General features: G+C 62.7%; 14 protein-coding genes and 1 pseudogene. 5 read left to right on the top strand and 10 right to left on the bottom strand.

Features of this window, described 5'->3' with window-relative positions; genetic code table 11:
- Positions 1-11: 11 nt before the first annotated feature.
- Together HB778_RS21985 and HB778_RS21980 are read right to left on the bottom strand one after the other, a co-directional pair.
- Complete coding sequence (locus tag HB778_RS21985) at positions 12-1,451, bottom strand: NAD(P)-dependent oxidoreductase (RefSeq protein WP_183456913.1); 1,440 nt, start codon at positions 1,449-1,451, stop codon at positions 12-14.
- A gap of 130 nt (positions 1,452-1,581) precedes the next feature.
- Complete coding sequence (locus HB778_RS21980) at positions 1,582-2,928, bottom strand: NAD(P)/FAD-dependent oxidoreductase (RefSeq protein ID WP_183456911.1); 1,347 nt, start codon at positions 2,926-2,928, stop codon at positions 1,582-1,584.
- Between the two features lie 342 nt (positions 2,929-3,270).
- On the opposite strand from HB778_RS21980, the gene HB778_RS21975 reads away from it, so the two are divergent.
- The 4 genes from HB778_RS21975 to HB778_RS21960 all read left to right on the top strand — a co-directional run bounded on the left by HB778_RS21975 (position 3,271) and on the right by HB778_RS21960 (position 8,671).
- Entirely contained in the window at positions 3,271-5,154 is a 1,884-nt protein-coding gene (locus tag HB778_RS21975; RefSeq protein WP_432421199.1) for an ABC transporter ATP-binding protein, read from the top strand.
- A complete protein-coding gene (locus tag HB778_RS21970; RefSeq protein WP_183456907.1) occupies positions 5,154-7,046 on the top strand; it encodes an ABC transporter ATP-binding protein in 1,893 nt (630 codons plus the stop codon). Before HB778_RS21975 ends, HB778_RS21970 begins: the two co-directional genes overlap by 1 nt.
- Positions 7,047-7,260: 214 nt before the next feature.
- Positions 7,261-8,313 (top strand): HWE histidine kinase domain-containing protein, encoded by a 1,053-nt coding sequence (locus tag HB778_RS21965; RefSeq protein ID WP_183456905.1) that lies wholly within the window; start codon positions 7,261-7,263, stop codon positions 8,311-8,313.
- Complete coding sequence (locus tag HB778_RS21960; RefSeq protein ID WP_183456904.1) at positions 8,306-8,671, top strand: response regulator; 366 nt, start codon at positions 8,306-8,308, stop codon at positions 8,669-8,671. Before HB778_RS21965 ends, HB778_RS21960 begins: the two co-directional genes overlap by 8 nt.
- Before the next feature lie 63 nt (positions 8,672-8,734).
- On the opposite strand, the gene HB778_RS21955 is transcribed toward HB778_RS21960, so the two are convergent.
- Positions 8,735-9,595: an alpha/beta fold hydrolase gene (locus HB778_RS21955; protein WP_183465182.1), complete on the bottom strand. Its 861-nt coding sequence runs from the start codon at positions 9,593-9,595 to the stop codon at positions 8,735-8,737.
- A gap of 1,332 nt (positions 9,596-10,927) precedes the next feature.
- Positions 10,928-12,271 carry a DHA2 family efflux MFS transporter permease subunit gene (locus tag HB778_RS21950; RefSeq protein WP_244661562.1) on the bottom strand — a complete coding sequence of 448 codons (1,344 nt, stop codon included), beginning with the start codon at positions 12,269-12,271 and terminating at the stop codon, positions 10,928-10,930.
- Positions 12,272-12,700: 429 nt separating this feature from the next.
- Here HB778_RS21950 and HB778_RS21945 point away from each other — a divergent pair, with 429 nt between their 5' ends.
- On the top strand, positions 12,701-13,021 hold the full coding sequence (locus HB778_RS21945) for a hypothetical protein (RefSeq protein WP_095198988.1): 321 nt from the start codon (positions 12,701-12,703) through the stop codon (positions 13,019-13,021).
- A 101-nt stretch (positions 13,022-13,122) separates the two neighbouring features.
- Here the strand turns inward: HB778_RS21945 and HB778_RS21940 are convergent, their stop codons facing one another.
- The 6 genes and pseudogenes from HB778_RS21940 to hisD all read right to left on the bottom strand — a co-directional run bounded on the left by HB778_RS21940 (position 13,123) and on the right by hisD (position 19,189).
- Entirely contained in the window at positions 13,123-13,905 is a 783-nt protein-coding gene (locus HB778_RS21940) for an ABC transporter ATP-binding protein (RefSeq protein WP_183456902.1), read from the bottom strand.
- Between the two features lie 10 nt (positions 13,906-13,915).
- Entirely contained in the window at positions 13,916-14,683 is a 768-nt protein-coding gene (locus HB778_RS21935; protein WP_183456900.1) for an ABC transporter permease, read from the bottom strand.
- Between the two features lie 124 nt (positions 14,684-14,807).
- A complete protein-coding gene (locus tag HB778_RS21930; RefSeq protein WP_183465181.1) occupies positions 14,808-15,815 on the bottom strand; it encodes an ABC transporter substrate-binding protein in 1,008 nt (335 codons plus the stop codon).
- Positions 15,816-15,953: 138 nt separating this feature from the next.
- Entirely contained in the window at positions 15,954-16,793 is an 840-nt protein-coding gene (gene hutC / locus HB778_RS21925; protein ID WP_244661561.1) for a histidine utilization repressor, read from the bottom strand.
- A gap of 31 nt (positions 16,794-16,824) precedes the next feature.
- Positions 16,825-17,850, bottom strand: coding sequence for a zinc-dependent alcohol dehydrogenase (locus HB778_RS21920; protein WP_183465180.1), 1,026 nt, complete (start codon positions 17,848-17,850; stop codon positions 16,825-16,827).
- A gap of 15 nt (positions 17,851-17,865) precedes the next feature.
- Positions 17,866-19,189, bottom strand: a pseudogene (gene hisD / locus HB778_RS21915) (histidinol dehydrogenase).
- Between the last annotated feature and the right edge of the window lie 53 nt (positions 19,190-19,242).

Below are 19,242 nucleotides of genomic sequence, written 5' to 3'. Positions count from 1 at the left end.
GCGCCCCGATATTACTGGTAAGGCCCCCTGAGATTCAGCTTCTCGGCCAGAAGGCAGAAGTGATCGATCATCCGGACGAGCTCCTCGCCCTGTTCGGCGACGATCCTGCTGCGCTCGGCAGGCGGCGTGTCCAACAGAGCCTGCCACAACCGGCCTTGTCGATCGCAGACATCCGCCAGCTCGGAGCATTCGTCGGCGGTCAATTTCAAAAGGTGGTCCGCCGTCACCGGTCCGATGCCGGGGGGCGTCGTCGCGCCAAGGGAGAGATAGCCCGGCGGCACCGTGCCCTTCGCATTCGCCACCGATTTGCGGCAGATGACATCGAACAGCTGGTCGACGGCCTGTTTGGCGCCGGCGACGCGCGAGGGATGATCGGTATCGGCTGCCGCATGCGGCAGAAGTTCGAGTTTGTCGCCATGCTTCTCGACGAGGTCGAGATAGGGCAGCATCGGGCCGGAAAGACGCCCGGTCGAGGCATCGCTGAACAGGTCGGCATCGATGGCGGCGTGGCGCACCTGGCCTGCATCGAGGGCGTCTCCGAGGGCCGCAACGTCGACAAGCTCGCCGCGATCGTAATTGACCAGCACCGCGCCTTTGTTCATGCGGGACAGGACGTCCGCGCCGATGAGCCCTGCATTGGCGTAGCGGCCGGTTTGCGCATCCTGCTTGCCGAGGCCGACATGGACGCTGAGCACATCGGCACCTTCAGCCGCATCGATGAGGTCTGGCGCAAAGGCAAAGCCCTCGGCTTCAATCCAGTCGCGGTGCCTAGGCCGGGCGTGGATCACCACGCGCATGCCGAAGGCGCGGGCGAGCTTGGCCACCTCGCGGCCGATATTGCCGTAGCCGATTACGGCAAGCGTCTTGCCTTCAAGCTTCTCGGTGGGGAAATCGCGCAGCTCCCTGCCCGTGTCGAAGGCGCCGCGCGCCACCCGCTCGTGAAGCCTGTCGACCGGAAGATCCGGCAGCACGTTCAAAATCGCCTTCATCGCCATCTGCGCCGTGGCGCGGCTGTTGATGCCGGGCGTGTTCATCAGCACGGCGGTGCCGCCCTCGCCGCTGCCTCCACCCCAGGAGCGCGAGCCCATATTGCCGGTGCCGGCGCCGATCCGCACGCCGGCCAGCGGAAAGACGGTCTCGGCGGGCAGGAAGGTCGCGGCGGCGATGACGGCATCGTAGCATCCATCGCCCGCGGCTTCGATCAGCTCTTCACGCGTGCTGAGATCCGGCTGGTAGAAGAAATGCACCCGGCCATGCTCGAGGCTTGCTTTGTCGCCAAGTGCCTCCGCGTGGAAGCGGCCGCCCTTGGCTTCGATATGGGCGCGCACTTCGCTTGGATCAGGCTTGCCGTCAGGTCCGAAACGCAGGCCGACCAGGTCGCAGATCAGCACGGCGTAGACGCTTTGCGGATCGATCGGCTCCCCGGCCTGTGAGCTGGTATTTGCGGTCACGTCGTTTCCCCCAAAGCAAGAACGGCAGGCCCGCTGCGACAGCAGGTGTCCTGAATAATCAGAACCTATCCGCCCGGAAGGGTGTCAGGTCGATCACCGGCGGCAAACCCGCGGCAAGTTGCGACACGATCTAGAGGCTGGGTCCCAACTTGATCGGGCTGCCGTCGCTGAACCGGGATTGACGGAATCTGTGAAGATCATGTCCGATCTCGTTTCCCTGGACGAGGTCGGACACGACGCGGCCCATGCCGGGTCCGATGCCAAAGCCGTGACCGCTCATCCCGGTGGCGATAACGAGACCCGGAATTTCGGCGGCACGATCAACGACCGGCACGACATCCGGCATCGCATCGATCATGCCCGCCCAGCTCGCCTTGATCGGCACCGTCTTGAAATGCGGGAAAAGTGCGGTGAATTCGCGGTCGATATCGCGCAGCGCCGAGGTTTTCGGAGCCGGATTGAGGATGCGCATCCGTTCGAACGGGCTTTCCTCGTCCGCGTTCCATCTGCGTGGGGTTGACCAGCCGTCCGGATAGCCTCGCGGCGCGGCCGGCAAATAGTGGGTGCCAAAAGGATTGGCCATCAGGGCCGGAACATATTTGCGCGCGTGACGAAACGCGTCAGGCCCGACATACAGCTGATTGGAGCCTCCCGATGCCAGCGTGTAACCGCCATCCTGCCGGCGCCGGAATGCGATGTGTTCGTCGGCAACGGCTCCCGCATGGATTTCGGGCATGGGTCCGGTCGCGGCGACGGTCGCCCTGACGCTGAGCTGCGGGATGGAAACGCCGTGGGCGCGCAGGAAGAGTGACGTCCACGCACCACTCGCCAAGACCGCGTTCGAGGTGGCGATGCGGCCCTGCTCGGTCCAGACCCCGCTGATGCGACCAGCCGCTATGTCGAGCATGCGCGCCGCACAATTCTCGATGATGGTGACACCCTCCCGGGCGGCCAGGCGGGCAAGTGCTGGCACCGCGACCCAAGGCTCGGCGCGCATGTCCGATGGCGTGGTCATCGCACCCTTGAAGGAGCGCGACATGGCCGGGATCAGCTTGGCTGTTCCGGCTTGATCGAGGAGACGCGTGTCGACGCCGTGCATCTCGGCTACTTCCAAGAACTTCGCGAAGCCGGCCATCTCCTTGTCGGTTCGCGCAAGATAGGTAACGCCGGTCTGCTTCAACCCGATGTCTTCGCCGCATTCCTCGGCCAGTTGACGCCAGAGGCGTTGCGCTTCGATGACAACAGGCAGTTCAGCGGCGTCGCGACCCTGCTGCCGGATCCAGCCCCAGTTCCGCGACGATTGCTCGCCGGCGATGCGGCCCTTTTCCAGCAATGTCACTGAAATGTTGCGTCGCGCCAGGAACAGAGCCGTGGTCACACCGATGACGCCACCGCCGATGACCACAACCTCCGAAGCCTTCGGCAACGGCGCTTGAAACTGGATTGGCATGGCTTCGGTGAAGGGAAAATTTGTCAAAGAAGACTGCCCTCTTGGTATTCACGCCGATGTCGGCCCTCGCTGCCGGATCGGCCGCGTGCGTGGAATGTCGGCGATGCGTGACAGAACTGATAGTCCGTCAAGGCTGGGTCGAGCTGGAGAATCTGCGCGTCAATGCCATAAAATTGTTTATGCCAGTGAATGTCGCATCGACACCCTCCCATGATCTTTGACCGCAAGGCCGCAAGCGCCCATTAACGACCAATAGCGGCACCGCCTGTCAGGCACAGTGCGATACCGCCATTGGCCCCTTGAAGGGTCAAGTCGGACACGCGTAACATCGCGCCATCTGAACTGAGTCTGCTTCATTCGTCCGGGCTAATGTCCGGATTGGACTGGATATTTTCCTTGCCTACGGATGCAACCAGCGGCGCGGCGAAGCGCGGCAAATCGTTTGCCCATGTGGCGGAAGCCTCCTGGGGCAAAGGCCTCAGCACCTTGCTGCGTATCGTGCGCATGACGCTGCGCCATCCCTGGCAGGTCGCCATCACCCTCGTCTCGACCTTCATCGCCGCGACGCTGCAGCTTTTCATCCCTCGCCTCCTGGGACGCGCCATCGACCAGGCGCAAGGCGTGATGGCCGCGAGTGGAGGCACTGTCGCGGAACAGGCGCTGTGGCACACGGCGCTCACGCTGCTCGTCGTCAGCATCCTGCGCGGTCTCTTCACCATGGCGCAGAACTATTATGGCGAGGCCGTCGGCCATCAAACCGGCTACGAATTGCGGCTGGCCTTCTATGAGAAGATCCAACGCCTGAGCTTTGCCTACCACGACAAGGTTCATACCGGCGATCTCATCACGCTCGGGCTGCTCGATCTCGACGGCGTGCGTATGTTCTTTTCCACCGGAATCCTGCGCGTGGTCCTGCTCGGCGTGCTGATTGGCGTCGGCGCCTATCTCTTGATCAGCACCGACCTCGTCCTCGGCCTGCTCAGCCTGAGCTTCGTGCCGTTCGTCGCCTGGCGCTCCTCGGTGACGCAGCTCAAGTTGCGCAGCACTTGGCTGACGCTGCAGGAGCGGCTGTCGGTGCTGAGCCGGGTGATGGACGAGAATCTCGGCGGCATCCGTGTCGTACGCGCCTTCGCGGCGCAGCGCCATGAGCTCAAAAAATTCGACCGCGCCAAGCAGGATGCGCTGGAGCTGGCCAATGAGCGCGTCGACATCCGCGTCTCCAACACCAGCGCCATGAACTTTTCCTTCCTGGCGGCCATGGGCCTGGTGCTGTGGTTCGGCGGCCAGAAGGTGATTGCGGGCCAGATCAGCGTCGGCACGCTGGCGCAGTTCCTCACTTTCATGACCATCCTGCAGATGCCGGTGCGCCAGCTCGGCCTGATGGTCAACTCGTTCGCGCGCGCCTCGACCTGCGGCACGCGGCTGTTCGAACTGCTCGACACCGAACTCGACATCAAGGACGCGCCCGACGCCAGAGATCTCGTCATCACCGAGGGCGTGCTGCGCTTCGACGATGTCGGCTTCCGCTATGCGGGCGCGGGCGACCGTCCGACCCTGTCCGGCATCTCCTTCGAGGCGAGGCCCGGCCAGACGATCGGCATTGTCGGCCCGCCCGGCAGCGGCAAGTCGACGATCGCGCATCTGATCCCGCGCTTCTACGACGTCACCTCGGGCGCGATCACCATCGACGGCCAGGACATCAGCAAGGTCACGCTGCAATCGCTGCGCAAGGCGGTCGGCGTCGTGCAGCAGGACGCGTTCCTGTTCACCACCTCGATCGAGAACAACATCGCCTATGGCAATCCCTGGGCGCGCGAGACCCGCATCGGGCAAGCCGCCGAGTATGCCCAGCTGCACAACTACATTATCGGGCTTCCAGCCGGCTACACCACCGTCGTCGGCGAACGCGGCGCCTCGCTTTCCGGCGGCCAGAGGCAGCGCCTGACCATCGCGCGCAGCCTGATGCTGCGGCCATCGGTTCTGGTCTTCGACGATTCCACCGCCGCCATCGACGCCGGCACCGAGCAGCGCATCCGCGCGGCGATGAAGCGCTTCGCCAGAGATCGCGTGACGCTGATCATCTCGCATCGGCTGAGTTCGCTGATGCATGCCGACCAGATCCTGTTCGTCGAAGGCGGCCGCATCGTCGAGCGCGGCACGCACGAGGAGCTGCTTGCGCTCGGCGGTCGCTATCGCGCGCTTTACGACCTGCAGCTGCGGCCGGACGACGACCGCCTCGAGGGAGCCGCATGATGTCGACGCAGGACGACGACGAGAAGGAGGACAAAAGCGGGCGGCCGACCAAGGCGGTGGTCGGCTCGCATCGCGACGAGGAAGAGGTTTTCGGCAAGGCCTATGATCCGCGCATCGTCAGGCGCATCTGGGGCTTCGTCAGACCGTATCAGGGCCGGATTTTCATCTCGGTCGCGGCGGTGCTGGTGTTCACGCTGACGCAGCTGGCGATCCCGCTGGTCATCCGCTACGCCATCGACCACGGCATGGCGCCGGGCAGGCTCGACCGTTCGGTGATGATCTGGGCAACCGGCATCTTCGCTGTGATTATCCTGATCAACTATGCCGCCAGCCATGTGCAGGAAAGTGTCGTCGGCAAGGTGGCCGAGAACGTGCTGTCCGACCTGCGCCGCGCCATGTTCAGCCATCTGCAGCGCGTGTCCCTGAGTTTCATGGACAAGACCGAGGTCGGCCGGCTGATGTCGCGCCTGCAGGGCGACGTCAATTCGATGCAGGAGTTCCTAGAGACGTCCGTCATGTCGGTGGGCGACATCGTGCTGCTGTTCGGCATCGTGACCGTCCTTTTGTGGCTCGATTTCCGGCTCGGACTGCTGACGCTGTCGACCATGCCGATGCTGTTCATCGTGCGGCTGTTCTGGCTGCCGCGCGCCAAGGTCGCCTTCATGGCCGCGCACGAGACCAATTCGATCGCCAATGGTGCGCTGGCCGAAGGCATCCATGGCGTGCGCACTGTGCAGAGTCTCGAGCGCCAGCACGTCAATTTCGACCTCTATGACGAGAAGGTGCTCGCCAACCTCAACGCCCATCTGCGGTCGGCCAGATATGCCCAGCTGATGGTGCCGATCGTCGACACGCTGACCGGCATCGCCATGGCGACGGTCATCGTCGTCGGCGGCTCGATGGTGCTGTCGCACAGCCTCGACGTCGGCGTCATGGTGGCGTTCCTGTTCTACATCCAGCGCTTCTTCGACCCGATCCGCTCGCTCACCATGCAGTACAGTGTCATGCAGCGCGCCATGGCTTCGGGCCAGCGCATCTCCGAAGTGCTCGACGTGCCGGTGGATGTCAGCGACAAGGACAATGCGGTGGCGCTGTCGCGCGACATGGACGGCTCGGTCGAGTTTCGGAACGTCACCTTCGGCTACCGGCCGAACCAGCCGGTGCTGAAGAACATCTCGTTTCGCGTCAATCCGGGCGAGACGGTCGCGCTCGTCGGCCCGACCGGGTCGGGCAAGTCGAGTTCCATGGCGCTGGTGCACCGCTTCTACGATGTCTGGTCGGGTAAGGTCCTGGTCGGCGACCATGATGTGCGCGACCTGACGCAGGATTCGCTGGGCGATCAGGTGGCCATGGTGCTGCAGGAGCCGTTCCTGTTCTCCGGCACGGTGCTGGAAAACATCCGCTACCACAAGACATCAGCCAGCCGCGACGAAGTGGTGCGCGCGGCACAAGCCGTCGGTGCGCACGACTTCATTGAGCAGCTGGCCGATGGCTACGACACCGAACTCGAGCAACGCGGCGGCAACCTCTCGCTCGGCCAGCGCCAGCTTATCAGTTTTGCGCGCGCGCTGGTGGCCGACGCCAAGATCCTCGTGCTCGACGAGGCCACCGCCAGCATCGATTCCTACACCGAGATGCTGATCCAGAAGGCGCTGATCAAACTGCTGGAGGGCCGCACCGGACTGGTCATCGCCCATCGGCTGGCCACCATACGCGGCGCCGACCGCATCATCGTGCTGCAGAATGGCGAGATTGTCGAAAGCGGCAACCACCAACAGCTGATGCAGAGGAAAGGCCTCTACGCCCGCCTCTACAATATGAACTACGCTTCGTTCGACGACATTTCGCAGGAAGAGATGGGAATGGACGCGGCGGTCGGCAAAGCGACGTGAATGGTGCCGTTCCAGCGAAGATCAGCGTATCGGCTGACAATTCAGCGGGGCGCGGAATGACTCGCTAACTGACTGTCGGAAGCGTACAAAGCAGGTGTCGCCAGCCTGTGAGTGGGCGCTGGCGATTGAAAGAGTCGATCACGCTTTCGCCCCTTAATCACGGGAGATGCGCGATGGCGGTCAACGGCATAGTGGACGCCGACCGGTTGACGACATGTCCAGCGTAGTCGCCAAGTCCGAAGAGCAGCAGGAGGCCGAAGCCGAAGTCGCGGGCTTTCACGACGAGCTTGGCCCATTCGTTGTTGCCGCCGAGACAACACGAATGGCCATGGTTTTTGCCGATGCGAAAGAACCCGGCAACCCCATCATTTTTGCCAATGACGCCTTCCTCGCGCTGACCGGATACGCCAGGGAAGAGGTCCTGGGTCAGCCCTTCAATTTCCTGATGGCGGACAGCACCGACGCCAGGGCGCTGAAACGTATCAAGGCGGAGTTCGAAGCCAATGCGGAGGCGGGCACGGAAATCCTCTACAGGCGTAAGGATGGCAGTGAATTCTGGGCGAGTCTTTTCGCCAATCCTGTCCAGGACAAGAGCGGCGCCATCGTTCAGTATTTCGCCTCCTTCGTCGATCTGACCAAACACAAGGAGGAGCAGGCACAATCCAAAATGCTCATCGACGAACTGAACCATCGCGTGAAGAACACGCTGGCAACGGTGCAGTCGATCGTCTGGCAGGCATCGCGAGCCAATTCCGATCCACGGGCGATCCGCGAAGCCGTCGAGTCCCGGCTGTTTGCGCTCTCCCGGTCGCACAATTTGCTGACCCGTGAAAATTGGCACAGCGCCGGGCTGCTCGATGTGCTTCACGATGCCCTGGAACCGTTCGACGTCACCGACGGGCGGGCGGAACGTCTGGCGATATCAGGCGAGAACATCCGCCTTTCGACAAGAGCGGCACTGGCGCTCGGCATCGCCTTCAACGAACTCGCGACCAACGCGGTGAAATATGGTGCGTTTTCCAATGACAAAGGCTCGATCCGGATCGACTGGACGATCGAGCCGGCGCCGGATGACCGTCGATTGATCCTTTGCTGGCGGGAGAAGGATGGACCGCCGGTTACGCCACCGTCGCGACAGGGGTTCGGTTCGCGCGTGATCGAGCGCGGCCTCACCCACGAACTCGAAGGCACTGTGCAGCTTGACTATCGCCCGGACGGGTTGATCTGCACGATGAACATTCCGGTACCGGGAATTCACGATGGATAAACTGCTTTCCGGCCGGCGCATGCTCGTTGTCGAGGATGAAATTCTGGTCCTGATGATGATTGAGGACATGCTGGGCGATCTTGGATGCCAATCGGTGACCTCAGCCGCTACGATCGAAAAGGCGATCGCCCTGATCGAAGCGCAGACTTTCGATGCCGCAATGCTGGACATGAATCTCGACGGCGACGACAGCAATACCGTGGCCGATGCGCTTGCGGAGCGCGGTGTGCCGTTCATCTACTCGACGGGTAACAGTGGTCGCGATATGCGCGATGGTTTCAGCAATCGTGCCGTCCTTCGCAAACCGTTCAGCTTTGACGAACTGAACACCACACTCGAACGCCTGCTTTCCAGCTGACCGAGGGAAACAAGACTCCTTTGTTTGGCCGGCTGACGTCGCGCCTCACCTCAGACGTCGAGACTAGATGGTACGCAAGAATGCCAAGATTTCTGCCGCGAGCACCTGTGGTGCTTCCTCGGCCATATGGTGTCCGCAGGCGATGCCTTTTCCCCGCAGGCTTGTCGTCCACGGACGCCATACGCCGAGAACGTCGCCATAAAGCCGTTCCAAATCATCGCGCATCGACCACAGAACCATGGTGGGACATTGGACCCGTCGGCCCGCCCTTCGGTCATCCGCGTCATGCAGATGGTCGATTGAGAGCCCGGCCCTATAGTCCTCGACCATCCCATGGATGACACGAGGGTCGAAAATCGCCGCCCTGTAGTCCGCAAATGCCTCCGCGCCCATCTGATCAGCGGAGCCGCCATACCAGGCTTCGGGGTCGGCCATGATCGCCTGTTCCGGCTTGTCGGGCTGGGCAAAGAAGAACCAATGCCACCAATCTGTGGCAAAGCGGGCGTCACATCGCTCGAGGGCTTCAAGGATGGGAACACCGTCCAGAATGATGAGATGCGTCACCGCGGACGGATGATCCATCGCTGTCCGGAAAGCGGTGTAGCTTCCGCGATCGTGCCCGGCGACGGCAAACCGGTCAAAGCCGAGAAGGCGCATGAGCGCGACACAGTCTTTTGCCTTGGCGCGCTTGGATGATCCTGCATGATCGTGTGTGTCCTCGGGGATCGAAGACTGCCCGAAACCGCGAACGTCAGGACAAACAACCGTATGGCTTTCGGCGAGAAGCGGCGCAACGCGATGCCAGGTGGCATGTGTACGTGGGTGGCCATGCAGAAGCAGGACCGGTGGTCCTGAACCGCCGTGCCTCACCCGAAGCGACGCCTCGGGCAGCTGGACTGTCTCAAGTCGAAAACCTTCGAACATCAAGCTTAAACCTTGCCCTGTAGTTGGAGGTTCCACTTCTGATCGGAACCTTCGCCTGTCGTCGAAGGTTGATGTACCAGATTGGGCGGGCGGAAGAGGCCGAAGCCGAGCCATCCGTCATGCGAGGCACAAATGGCCCACACCAACGGGGGCATACCCCAAGACGAGCCTTATGGAGCAATCCACTTTGCAGAGAAGCACGGTCTCACGCTGAGAGACGCCAAGTTCATCATTGCCGCGAATGGACCATCGCGCAGGACGTGTGATGCGGCAGCTGCTGCATTCGTGCGGAATAAAGCCGCGAGGTTCAGGAAGTGGCTTCGCTGATTGTGCCAAGACCGATGCATCGGCTTTGGTAGTCTGCGTTCAGAACTCAGCTATTCCTTCGGTATCGAAGACACAGATGCTGGCTGACGCTCATACAGGGCGATGAGCCTGTCAGGGCCAAGTTCAGATCCTGGGCGGCAATGTCGCACCTGACACGTGAAGGGCCGAAGTCCTTGGTGATCCGCCGTGCCTGGGCCTGCGTGATCCCGTGCTTCCTGGCGAAATAGGCTGTTTCGTAGGGTTTTTGCACAGCCGGTTAGCGCCATCTTTTCTTGTTGTCGACCGGTAGAGGACGAACAGCCCCGGGCGAAAACGTGTATGTGGCAAAAGGATCGGGCTTGTGAGCGGGATGCCCATATCCAAATCGACCGCCGAAATCTCCTTCAGCATCCTGGTATTGGGATGGCAATTCGGGCGACGTGCGCACTGCATCGGTGTGGTCGCGATCTTCCGTTGTGAGCGGGCCAGGTCTTTTCATGCAGCTAAAGAAATCGTCAGGCCAGTTGGTTCCTTGGTGGACCCGGACATGGTTTCCGAAACCTTTCCAGCCGAGATGCGAGGCCAGCGGTTCGTTGGGCGGCGGTTCATGCCTTGCGTCCATTGGAACAAGAATGCCGTGCGGAACGTTGGTGGATGTCAAAGTAACAGGAACAATCATGCCCTACAGGGCAAGAGCGGTGAACGGCCAACTCGGCCGGGCGCGCTCAGGAGGCGCATATGGATATCACCACAATCCTGGTCATAGTTCTTATTGTTATCGTGCTGGGCGGTGGCGGATTTTACGGTCGCGGACGCTGGTACTAAGGTTCCGTAAAGTGGAACATTGGGACGTTATCCAATCGGTCCGAGCGGACGCGATAAACCCGCGTCCGATGTACTGATCCGCAATCTCCCACGCGGGCGAGGACGGCGCCTTGGTGCCGTCCGGAGGAACCTCCTTGCATTGCAGGCCTCGCGCCCCCGGCCGCGACATGTTTCAACGCCGACACAGCCTTCCCGAGAGACCTATTTGCGCATTCCCCTGATGTGGCCGCTGACCTGCGCGCCGTCCTCGGCGCGCAGGTACCGAAATCCGGGAATGGAGATCAGCGGGATGATCGCGGTCAGCAGGAATACCTGGTGAAAGCGTTCCGGCGTGAGCACGTGGGTCTCCCCTGCGATCAGGCCCAGCAGCATGGCGGCGATCGAGACGCCGAGCGAAACGCTGAGCTGCTGCAGCACGCCGCCGAGGCTGGTGGCGCGGCTGAGCTTGTCCGCCGGCAAGTCGGCGTAGGACAAAGTGTTGGAGGTCATGAACTGCGCCGAGCGGACGATGCCGAACAGGAAGACATAGACGCCGATCATCCAATGCTGCGTCTCGGGACGCATCAGGGCGAAACCCGCGACGGCGGCGGAGCCGACGATCGCGCTGCCGATCAGCACGGCACCGAAGCCGAAGCGCCGCAGCAGCGGCGACAGCAGCGGCCGCATGAGCAAGGCGCCGAAGCTGCCGACGAATGTCAGCGACCCCGAAGTGACCGGGCTCATACCGAAGCCGAGCTGCAGCATCAGTGGCACGAGGAAAGGTACGCCGTTGAGGCCGACGCGGCACAGCCCACCTGCCAGCGTGCCGACCCAGAAGGAGCGAAACCGAAACAGCGTCAGGTCGACGGCCGGCGCCACGACGCGGCGCGCGTAGCGTCCGAAGGCGAGCAGCAGCAGGACGGAAGCGGCCAGCACCAGCACCGTCGCGGAAACGGGAATGATCGGCCGGCCGATGTTTTCCAGGCCGAATTGCAGCAATGCCACACCGCATCCCACCATCAGGAACCCGGCGAAGTCGAAGCGCTGCACGGCTTCCTCGTGGAAATCGTCGACGAAGCGCAGCGCCGCCAGTATGCCGAGGCAGCCGAACGGTACGTTGACATAGAATATCCAGCGCCACGAGGCGTAGGTGGTCAGCAGGCCGCCAAGCAGCGGCCCGATGACCGGTCCCATGATGGCCGGCAAGGTCATGTAGGTCATGGCGGTGATCAACCCGCTGCGCGGAAAGCTGCGCAGCAGGATCAACCGTCCGACCGGCGTCATCATGGCGCCGCCCAACCCCTGCAGGGCGCGCGTGGCCAGCAGCATGCCGAAACTGTTGGCCATGCCGCACAGTGCCGAGCCAAGGGTGAAGGTGAACAACGCCAGCGCAAACACTTTTCGCGCGCCGAACCTGTCGGCGAACCAGCCGCTGACGGGAATGAACACGGCGAGCGTCAGGATGTAGGTGGTGATCGCAAGGTTCAGCCGGACCGGCGTGGTGTCGAGGCTGTGCGCGATGGCCGGAATCGCCGTGGTGATGATGGTGGAATCGAGCTGCTCCATCAGAAAGGCGATGGCGACGATGATCGGGATGATCAGCCTCAGCCTCGGATCACGCTCGGTGGCAAATTGAGGCTATTCCAGTGCTACGGCCAATTCCGTCATGCGGGCGGCTTATAGTCTTTAGCCAAATTGGCGCATCCCAGTTCAAAGGCAAGATTGCCCTACGTGCCAGCCGGAGCCTGAATCGCACCGCCGTCTTATGGTCCGACAAATAGGTCGGGGGTAGTCATTTCCAGCCTGCCGGAAGTCAACAAATCTTGACCGGCGCCGTGAGCGGACTGAGATTTCGGCCATTCAGGCGATGTGTCGCGAGACCGCCTGAAGACACCGCACAGTTCAGCGAGTGTCCGTCCCGATTTCGTGAAGGAACGTGTCCGGCGAGGGACGGCTTTCCTTCCCATATTTCTGGAACGAAAAGGAGACATTCCCATGAAAAGGCAACTCGTATTCATCAGCTCCATCCTGCTGACCCTGGCCACCAGCGCGATCCCGTTTGCAACCGTCGCCGATGCCGCCGTCGTCAAGCATCATTATATCCACCTCACCGCTGCCCATGGCGGCCATGCGAATGGCGGGCATGGAGGCCACGGCGGCTGGGTTGGCGGCGGCTGGACCGCCGACAATTCGACCAGCGGCAATGGCTGGATGGACAACTACTACAATGGCTACGGCAGTTACCGTGGCGACGTCGGTGACTTCTGCGGAACCATCGCCTGGACGCTCGACCTGTGCGGTCCTCACGGCCCCTGATTGCTGACCACGCCGCCGGCCCGCACAGGACAGCCGGCCCGGATGTTCCGGGACGGCTGCCTCGTCATTCCGGCAATGCAGGAGGAGGCCCCGCTCGGATGCTACGCCATTTCGGGGCGTCTTGACGCTTCGCGGATCGCCTTGTGCACGCCGCGCTGCAAATCCATGAAGGCCGGGGTTTCCATCACCTCTTCCCGGCGCGGCCGCTCGATGTCGACATTGAAGGTCTGCATGATGCGCCCCGGGCCGATCCCCATGACGACGATGCGGTCCGACAGATAGACCGCCTCTTCCACATCATGCGTGACGAAGAGCACGGTCAGCCTGTGTTCTTCCCAAATCTGGGTCAGCAGTTCCTGCATCTGGTGCCGGGTCAAGGCATCGAGCGCGCCGAAGGGCTCGTCCATCAGCAGCATCTTGGGCCTGTAGGACAACGCACGCGCGATGGCGACGCGCTGCTTCATGCCGCCCGACAGTTCGGACGGATAGCGGTCGGCGCTCTGCGACAGCTTGACGAGATCGAGATGCTCGAGCGCGATCTCACGGCAGGCCGTGCGATCGTAACCGGCGGCCTTGAGCGCGAACTCGATGTTTTGCCGCGCTGTCAGCCAGGGAAGCAGCGTGTAGGACTGGAAGACGACGCCACGGTCGAGACCGGGCTGCAGGATCGGCGCGCCATCGATGCTGAGATCGCCAGCGTCGAAATCCTGCAGTCCGGCGACGATCGACAAGAGCGTGCTCTTGCCGCAGCCCGACGTGCCTACGAGCGAGACGAACTCATTGTCGGCAAGATCGAGGTTGATGTCGCGCAGCACTTGCGTGCGCCGCTCGCCCGTGCCGAAGCTCTTGTCGAGACCGGCGATGCGCAGTTTGGGAACAGTCATCGGCGGTTCCTCATTGCGAGTGGCCATCCTGCCGGAACAGCACCTTTTCCAATGCCTTCATGACCTGGTCGGTGATGAGACCGAGCACGCCAAGCAGCAGGATGTAGCCGATGATGGTGTTCGTCTGGAAATAGCGCTGCGAAACGGTGATGCGATAGCCCAAGCCCGACGTCGCCGCGACAAGTTCGGCCAGCACCAGCCAGGTCCATGCCCAGCCCAGGCTGATGCGCAGCGTGTCCCAGATGCCCGGCAGAGCGCTGGGCACGACGATGCGCGTCAGGATCTCGCGGTCCGGCAGGCCGAGCGTACGGCCAAGGCCGATGAAATCGGCAGGAACCCGTTTCACATTGTCCATGATCATCAGCACCTGCTGGAAGAAAGTGCCGATGAAGATGATCAGGAATTTCTGCGTATCGCCGGTGCCGGCCCACAGGATGGAGAGCGGCACAAAAGCGACGACCGGCATGTAGCGGATGAAATCGACCAGCGGCTCGATGGCCGCTTCCCAGGAGCGGAAACTGCCGATCAGCACGCCGATCGGGATCGACAAAGCCGAGGCGATCAGGAAGCCGATGGAAATGCGATATGCCGAGGCGCTGAGGTCCACCCACAGCGTGCCGTCAGTGGCGAGCTTGGCGATCTGGGTCGCGACGCTGCCGGGCGACGGCAGGAAAATGGGCTTTACCCACTCCAGCCCGGTCGCCGCCCACCAGGCAAGGCCAAGCCCGACAAACACGGTCACCGCGATCATCAGGAAACGCGACCTGGCGATGGGCACGCCGATCCCCGAGGATCGGCGGCGCCTCGCCTGTTTCGTGACCGGCCCTGATGAGGGAAGAGCCAGACCCGTTTTCGCGGGGGGCTTCGCGGACATCTGCGCTACCACCGCGACCCGGCCTTTATCATTGCGCCGCCTTGACGAAGGACGGGTCGATCATCTGCTCCGGCGTCACGTCGGCCTGCAGCAGCTTGGCGTTCTTGGCGGCCGCTTCGACATCGGCGAATGTCTTGGTGGTGAAATCGCCGGTGAGCGCCGTCTTGTTTTCGGCGAGCGAGTAGTAGCGCACGCCGTCGAAAGCGGTGTTCAGATCCTTGACGTCGGAACCGACCGCCTTGGCGATGATGGCGCGGCCACCGGGTGTATCTGAAGTGTAGTCCTTGAGCGCGGCGTCCCAGCTCTTGATCATGGCCAGCACCTGGCCGGGCCGCGACTTGATCACCTCGTCGCGCACCACCAGCACGTCGCTGATCAGGCCGGGATCCTCGCCGGCGGTGAATAGCAGCTTGACGTCCTTGTTCTGCGCCATGGCGACGGTGAGGTAGGGTTCGTAGGTGACCGCGACCGGTACCTGGCCCGCGATCAGCGCGCCACCGGCGTCGGACGCCGGCATCGGAACGGCTTTCACATCGTCGATCGACATGCCATTCTTGGCGAGCGCGTATTTGAGCAAGATGTCGCTCGTCGTGCCTTCCTCGAAAGCGACCTGCTTGCCCTTGAGGTCCTTAATGGAGGTGACGTCCTTGCCGGCGATGATGGCATCGGCCGTCATCGAGACATCGAGCAGCAGCACGATCTTCACCGGCAGGCCGGCGGCAACCATGCCCATCGCCGTGTGGGTGGCGATGTTGGCGGCGTCGAGCTGGCCGCTGGCCAGTGCGGCGTTGATGTCCTTGTCCTCGGCGAAGTTGACGATCTGGACGTCCGACAGGCCGTTTGTCTTGAACAGGCCCTTGGCGTCGGCGACGTGCCACTGGCCGTAGCCAAGCCAGGGCTCGATGCCGATCTTGAACGATCCGGCCTCGGGCGTCGTGGGAATGGCCGCATCGGCCGCGTGGGCCGCTGGCGCGGCGGCGAGCCCGATGGCGGCGGCCATCATGAGCGCGCGAAATTGTCCTGCTAGGTTACGCATCATCTAGTTCCCCTTGATGATCAGACCGCTTTTTACCCAGGCATCCGGTCTGGTGAGACTGTGGGTTTCTGCTCTCGCGGCACTGTGCCTCGGCATTTTAACCACCACTTCATAGTGAAGTGCAGGGATATTTCAGCGTCAGCGCGAACGGATGTCAAGGCTAAAATACATACATGCATATACAAGTAAGAGTGACTCAATTTTCCCGTTGATCTGGCGCATCCGCCTCCCTCCATCTGCGTTGTCGTCAGTTGGCCTTGGAGGGGAATAGCGGCTGCCGAGCGAGTAGCGGCTGCCGACATAGGTCAGCTTGCTGATGGTGGCGACGATCGCGCCCGTCCATGTCCGGCGGTGCAGAAACAGGCAACAGCTGCCGACATCGATGTTGAGATGCCGCGCCGTCTCGGCGTCGGCCGGGATCGCGGAGATGATGTGCTCGACCTCGGTCACCGGGGTTTTCTGCATGAGGTAGTCATAGGTCGCCGTCTTCGAAAAATCCTGCTTGTCATAGTCGGGAATCAGGCTCGGATTGACGAAGCGCTCTTCCAGTTGCACCGGCAGGTCGTTCTCGAAATTGACGACGACGGAGTGATAGATCGAAACACGTTTTGGGAACTCGAAGGACAGTGCAAGCTCCTTCGTCGGCGTGATGGTTTCCAGCACGAGGACTTCGGAGCGATGCCTATTGCCGCGCTCGACGATCTCGGCTGCGATGTTGTTGATCTCGATCAGCGTCGATTGCGGGCGGGGCGGCGCGATGAACGTGCCCACACCTTGCAGCCGGATCAGGAAGCCCGCCGCGGTCAGTTCCCGCAAGGCGCGGTGGACCGTCATCCGCGAGACGCCCAACGAAACCACCAACTCGTTCTCGGACGGCAGCTTGCGATCCTTGCCCCATCGGCCCGTTCCGATGTTGGTCAGGATGTAGTCCTTCACCTTCTCGTAAAGGGGGCTCGCCGTATCGGGCAACTCGATCATTTCAAAATCCTTTCCGGCAATTTATCGGAAATCACGCCGGCTCAACAGGTTGCCGCATGCGGATGATTGTTTTCAAGCCATCGCTCTGCCCCGCCAACAGCCGCTCGTAGGTGGCCGGAATGTCGTCGAGACCGATCTCTTGATCGATCAGGGCGAGCAGCGGGTCGCTCAATTCACCCAGCATCCGCACGGCGTCGGGCAGTTCGTCGGCGAAGGCGTGGCATCCCAGCAGCGCGATCTCGCGTTCGACCAGGAGGTTGGGATCGATGTCGAGACGACCGTGAAAGATGCCGACCATCGCCACCGCGCTGCCGGAATCGAGCACGCCGAGCAATTGAGTGAATGCGGCGATGCTGCCGGTCGCCTCGACCGCCGCCAGCAGTGGGGCATTGCCGGTTGCGGCGACAATGGCATCGCGGTTGAGGTCGACGATCGTTGCGCCGGTGACCCGTTCCACGCGGGCAGAGCGCGCCTGGTTGCGGTCGGCGACGAGCACCGTGCCAGGGAAAGTTCGGGAGAGCAGCAGCGCGGCGAGACCGCCGATCGGCCCGCAGCCGACGACCAGCACAGAGCCTGCCGTCTTCGGCAGCCGCCGCACCGCGTGCAGCGCGACCGCGAGTGGCTCGGCCATGGCAGCGACCCGCTCATCCAGCGCCGGATCGACGACATGCAGCAGACGCGCGGGCAACACCGCCTGTTCGGCAAAGCCGCCGTCGCAGACTTCACCGACGAAGCCCAGCGAAGCGCAGAGATGGCGCCTGCCGGCACGGCATTGCGGGCAGTCCCCGCACCAGAAACGGGAATCGGCGACCACCCTGTCGCCGACGGCGACGGTGTCGACGCCTTGGCCGAGCGCGGTCACCGTGCCGGTCAACTCATGGCCGGCCGTCGAGGGCGACCGGCTTATCCATTGGCCGGTGCGGAAATTGTGCAGGTCCGAACCGCAAATGCCGGCGGCATCGACCCTGAGCTTCACCCAGCCGGCATCAGGTACGCCTGGTGTGGCGATGTCCTCGACGCGCAGATCGCCAGTTCCATAAAGCCGTGCCGCCTTCATCGCCATCGCCTCCGTTCAACCGGCGAGGTAGCGGTCGCGGATCTCCGAGACAGCATTCTCGTGCGAACTGAAGCCCTCGTAGCGGGCGAGCCTGCGGGCATGCTTCGCCAGTTCCGGATAGGCGGCCGAGGTGACATAGCCGACCGACGAGCGCTTGACGAAATCCGTCACCGAAAGCGGCCCATAGGTCCGTGCCCAGCGGCTGGTCGGCAACACCGCATTCGGCCCGAGGACGAAGTTGGCAAGGGTCACAGGCGTATGCGGCCCCATCAGGATTTCGGCCGCCTCGGTGATGTGCCCGAGATGCGCGAACGGTTCCTTCGAGAGGATTTCGAGATGTTCGGGCGCATAGTCGTTGATGAAACGGTAGCTGTCTTCCAGCGACGCGGTCAGCACGATGCCGCCGCGCTTGCCGGTCAGCACCGCGCGCGAAAACTCCACGCGCTGTTCAGTCATCCGCGACCAGTGTTGCGGGAGTGCGGCAAGTGCAGCCTCGGCGACCTTGCGGCTGTGCGTCACCAGATAGGCCGAGGAATCCGGCCCGTGCTCGGCCTCGATCAAAAGGTCAAGCGCGGCAAGGCCGCCGTCGACGCTGTCATCGGCGAAGATGATGGCTTCCGACGGACCGGCAGGCAGGCCGGTGTTGATGACCGAAGACAACACACTTTTTGGCCGCCACCACCCACGGGCTGCCGGGGCCGACGATCTTGAGCGCGGGCTTCACCGTCTCGGTGCCGTAGGCGACGGCGGCGACGGCCTGGGCGCCACCGCATTTGTAGACGGTTTGCACGCCGGCAAGGCGAGCCGCGACCAGGGTCGCCGCATCCACCGAACCGTCGGCTGTCGGCGGCGTCACAATGGCGATCTGCGGCACGCCGGCGATGACAGCCGGAACCGAGGTCATCATCGTCACCGACGGAAAGGCGCCCTTGCCGCGCGGCACGTAAAGCGCCACGGAGGCGATCGGCGTGTATCGGTCGCCGGCATAGGCGCCCGGCCGGACTTCCTTGAGCCACATCGTTTCCGGCTTCTGCTCCTCATGGAAACGCCTGATATTGTCGATGCCGAAGCCGATGCTTTCCACGACATCCTTCTCGACCTTGTCGAAGGCCGCATCGAACTCGGCTTCCGAGACCTTCAGTCCGCCCTCAGTCACATCAGCCTTGTCGAGTTCCCTGGCGAAGCGGACCAGCGCGGCGTCGCCCTCGTCCTTGACGGCCTGGATGATCGGGCGGACCTTTTCGACGAAGTCCGACAGATCGCCCTCGGCGCGTTTCAGCAGGCCAGCCCGCTGGGTGGCATCAAGCGATGACAGATCGTGGAAGCTGATGTCGGACATGGATTTTCCTCTTTGTTGGAACGCAACGTGCCGGCCGGTCACAGTGCGGAAGA

The organism is Mesorhizobium huakuii, assembly GCF_014189455.1.
GTDB lineage: Bacteria > Pseudomonadota > Alphaproteobacteria > Rhizobiales > Rhizobiaceae > Mesorhizobium > Mesorhizobium huakuii_A.
This window is presented reverse-complemented; position numbering and strand designations above follow the sequence as displayed.

What these genes read in the sequence shown, in the direction of transcription:
- HB778_RS21975 (WP_432421199.1), top strand. Translation starts at nt 3,271, where the DNA reads ATGTCCGGATTGGACTGGATATTTTCCTTGCCTACGGATGCAACCAGC.
- HB778_RS21950 (WP_244661562.1), bottom strand. Translation starts at nt 12,271, where the DNA reads ATGGAGCAGCTCGATTCCACCATCATCACCACGGCGATTCCGGCCATC.
- HB778_RS21960 (WP_183456904.1), top strand. Translation starts at nt 8,306, where the DNA reads ATGGATAAACTGCTTTCCGGCCGGCGCATGCTCGTTGTCGAGGATGAA.
- HB778_RS21940 (WP_183456902.1), bottom strand. Translation starts at nt 13,905, where the DNA reads ATGACTGTTCCCAAACTGCGCATCGCCGGTCTCGACAAGAGCTTCGGC.
- HB778_RS21970 (WP_183456907.1), top strand. Translation starts at nt 5,154, where the DNA reads ATGTCGACGCAGGACGACGACGAGAAGGAGGACAAAAGCGGGCGGCCG.
- HB778_RS21920 (WP_183465180.1), bottom strand. Translation starts at nt 17,850, where the DNA reads ATGAAGGCGGCACGGCTTTATGGAACTGGCGATCTGCGCGTCGAGGAC.
- hutC (WP_244661561.1), bottom strand. Translation starts at nt 16,793, where the DNA reads ATGATCGAGTTGCCCGATACGGCGAGCCCCCTTTACGAGAAGGTGAAG.
- HB778_RS21955 (WP_183465182.1), bottom strand. Translation starts at nt 9,595, where the DNA reads ATGTTCGAAGGTTTTCGACTTGAGACAGTCCAGCTGCCCGAGGCGTCG.
- HB778_RS21930 (WP_183465181.1), bottom strand. Translation starts at nt 15,815, where the DNA reads ATGCGTAACCTAGCAGGACAATTTCGCGCGCTCATGATGGCCGCCGCC.
- HB778_RS21945 (WP_095198988.1), top strand. Translation starts at nt 12,701, where the DNA reads ATGAAAAGGCAACTCGTATTCATCAGCTCCATCCTGCTGACCCTGGCC.
- HB778_RS21965 (WP_183456905.1), top strand. Translation starts at nt 7,261, where the DNA reads ATGTCCAGCGTAGTCGCCAAGTCCGAAGAGCAGCAGGAGGCCGAAGCC.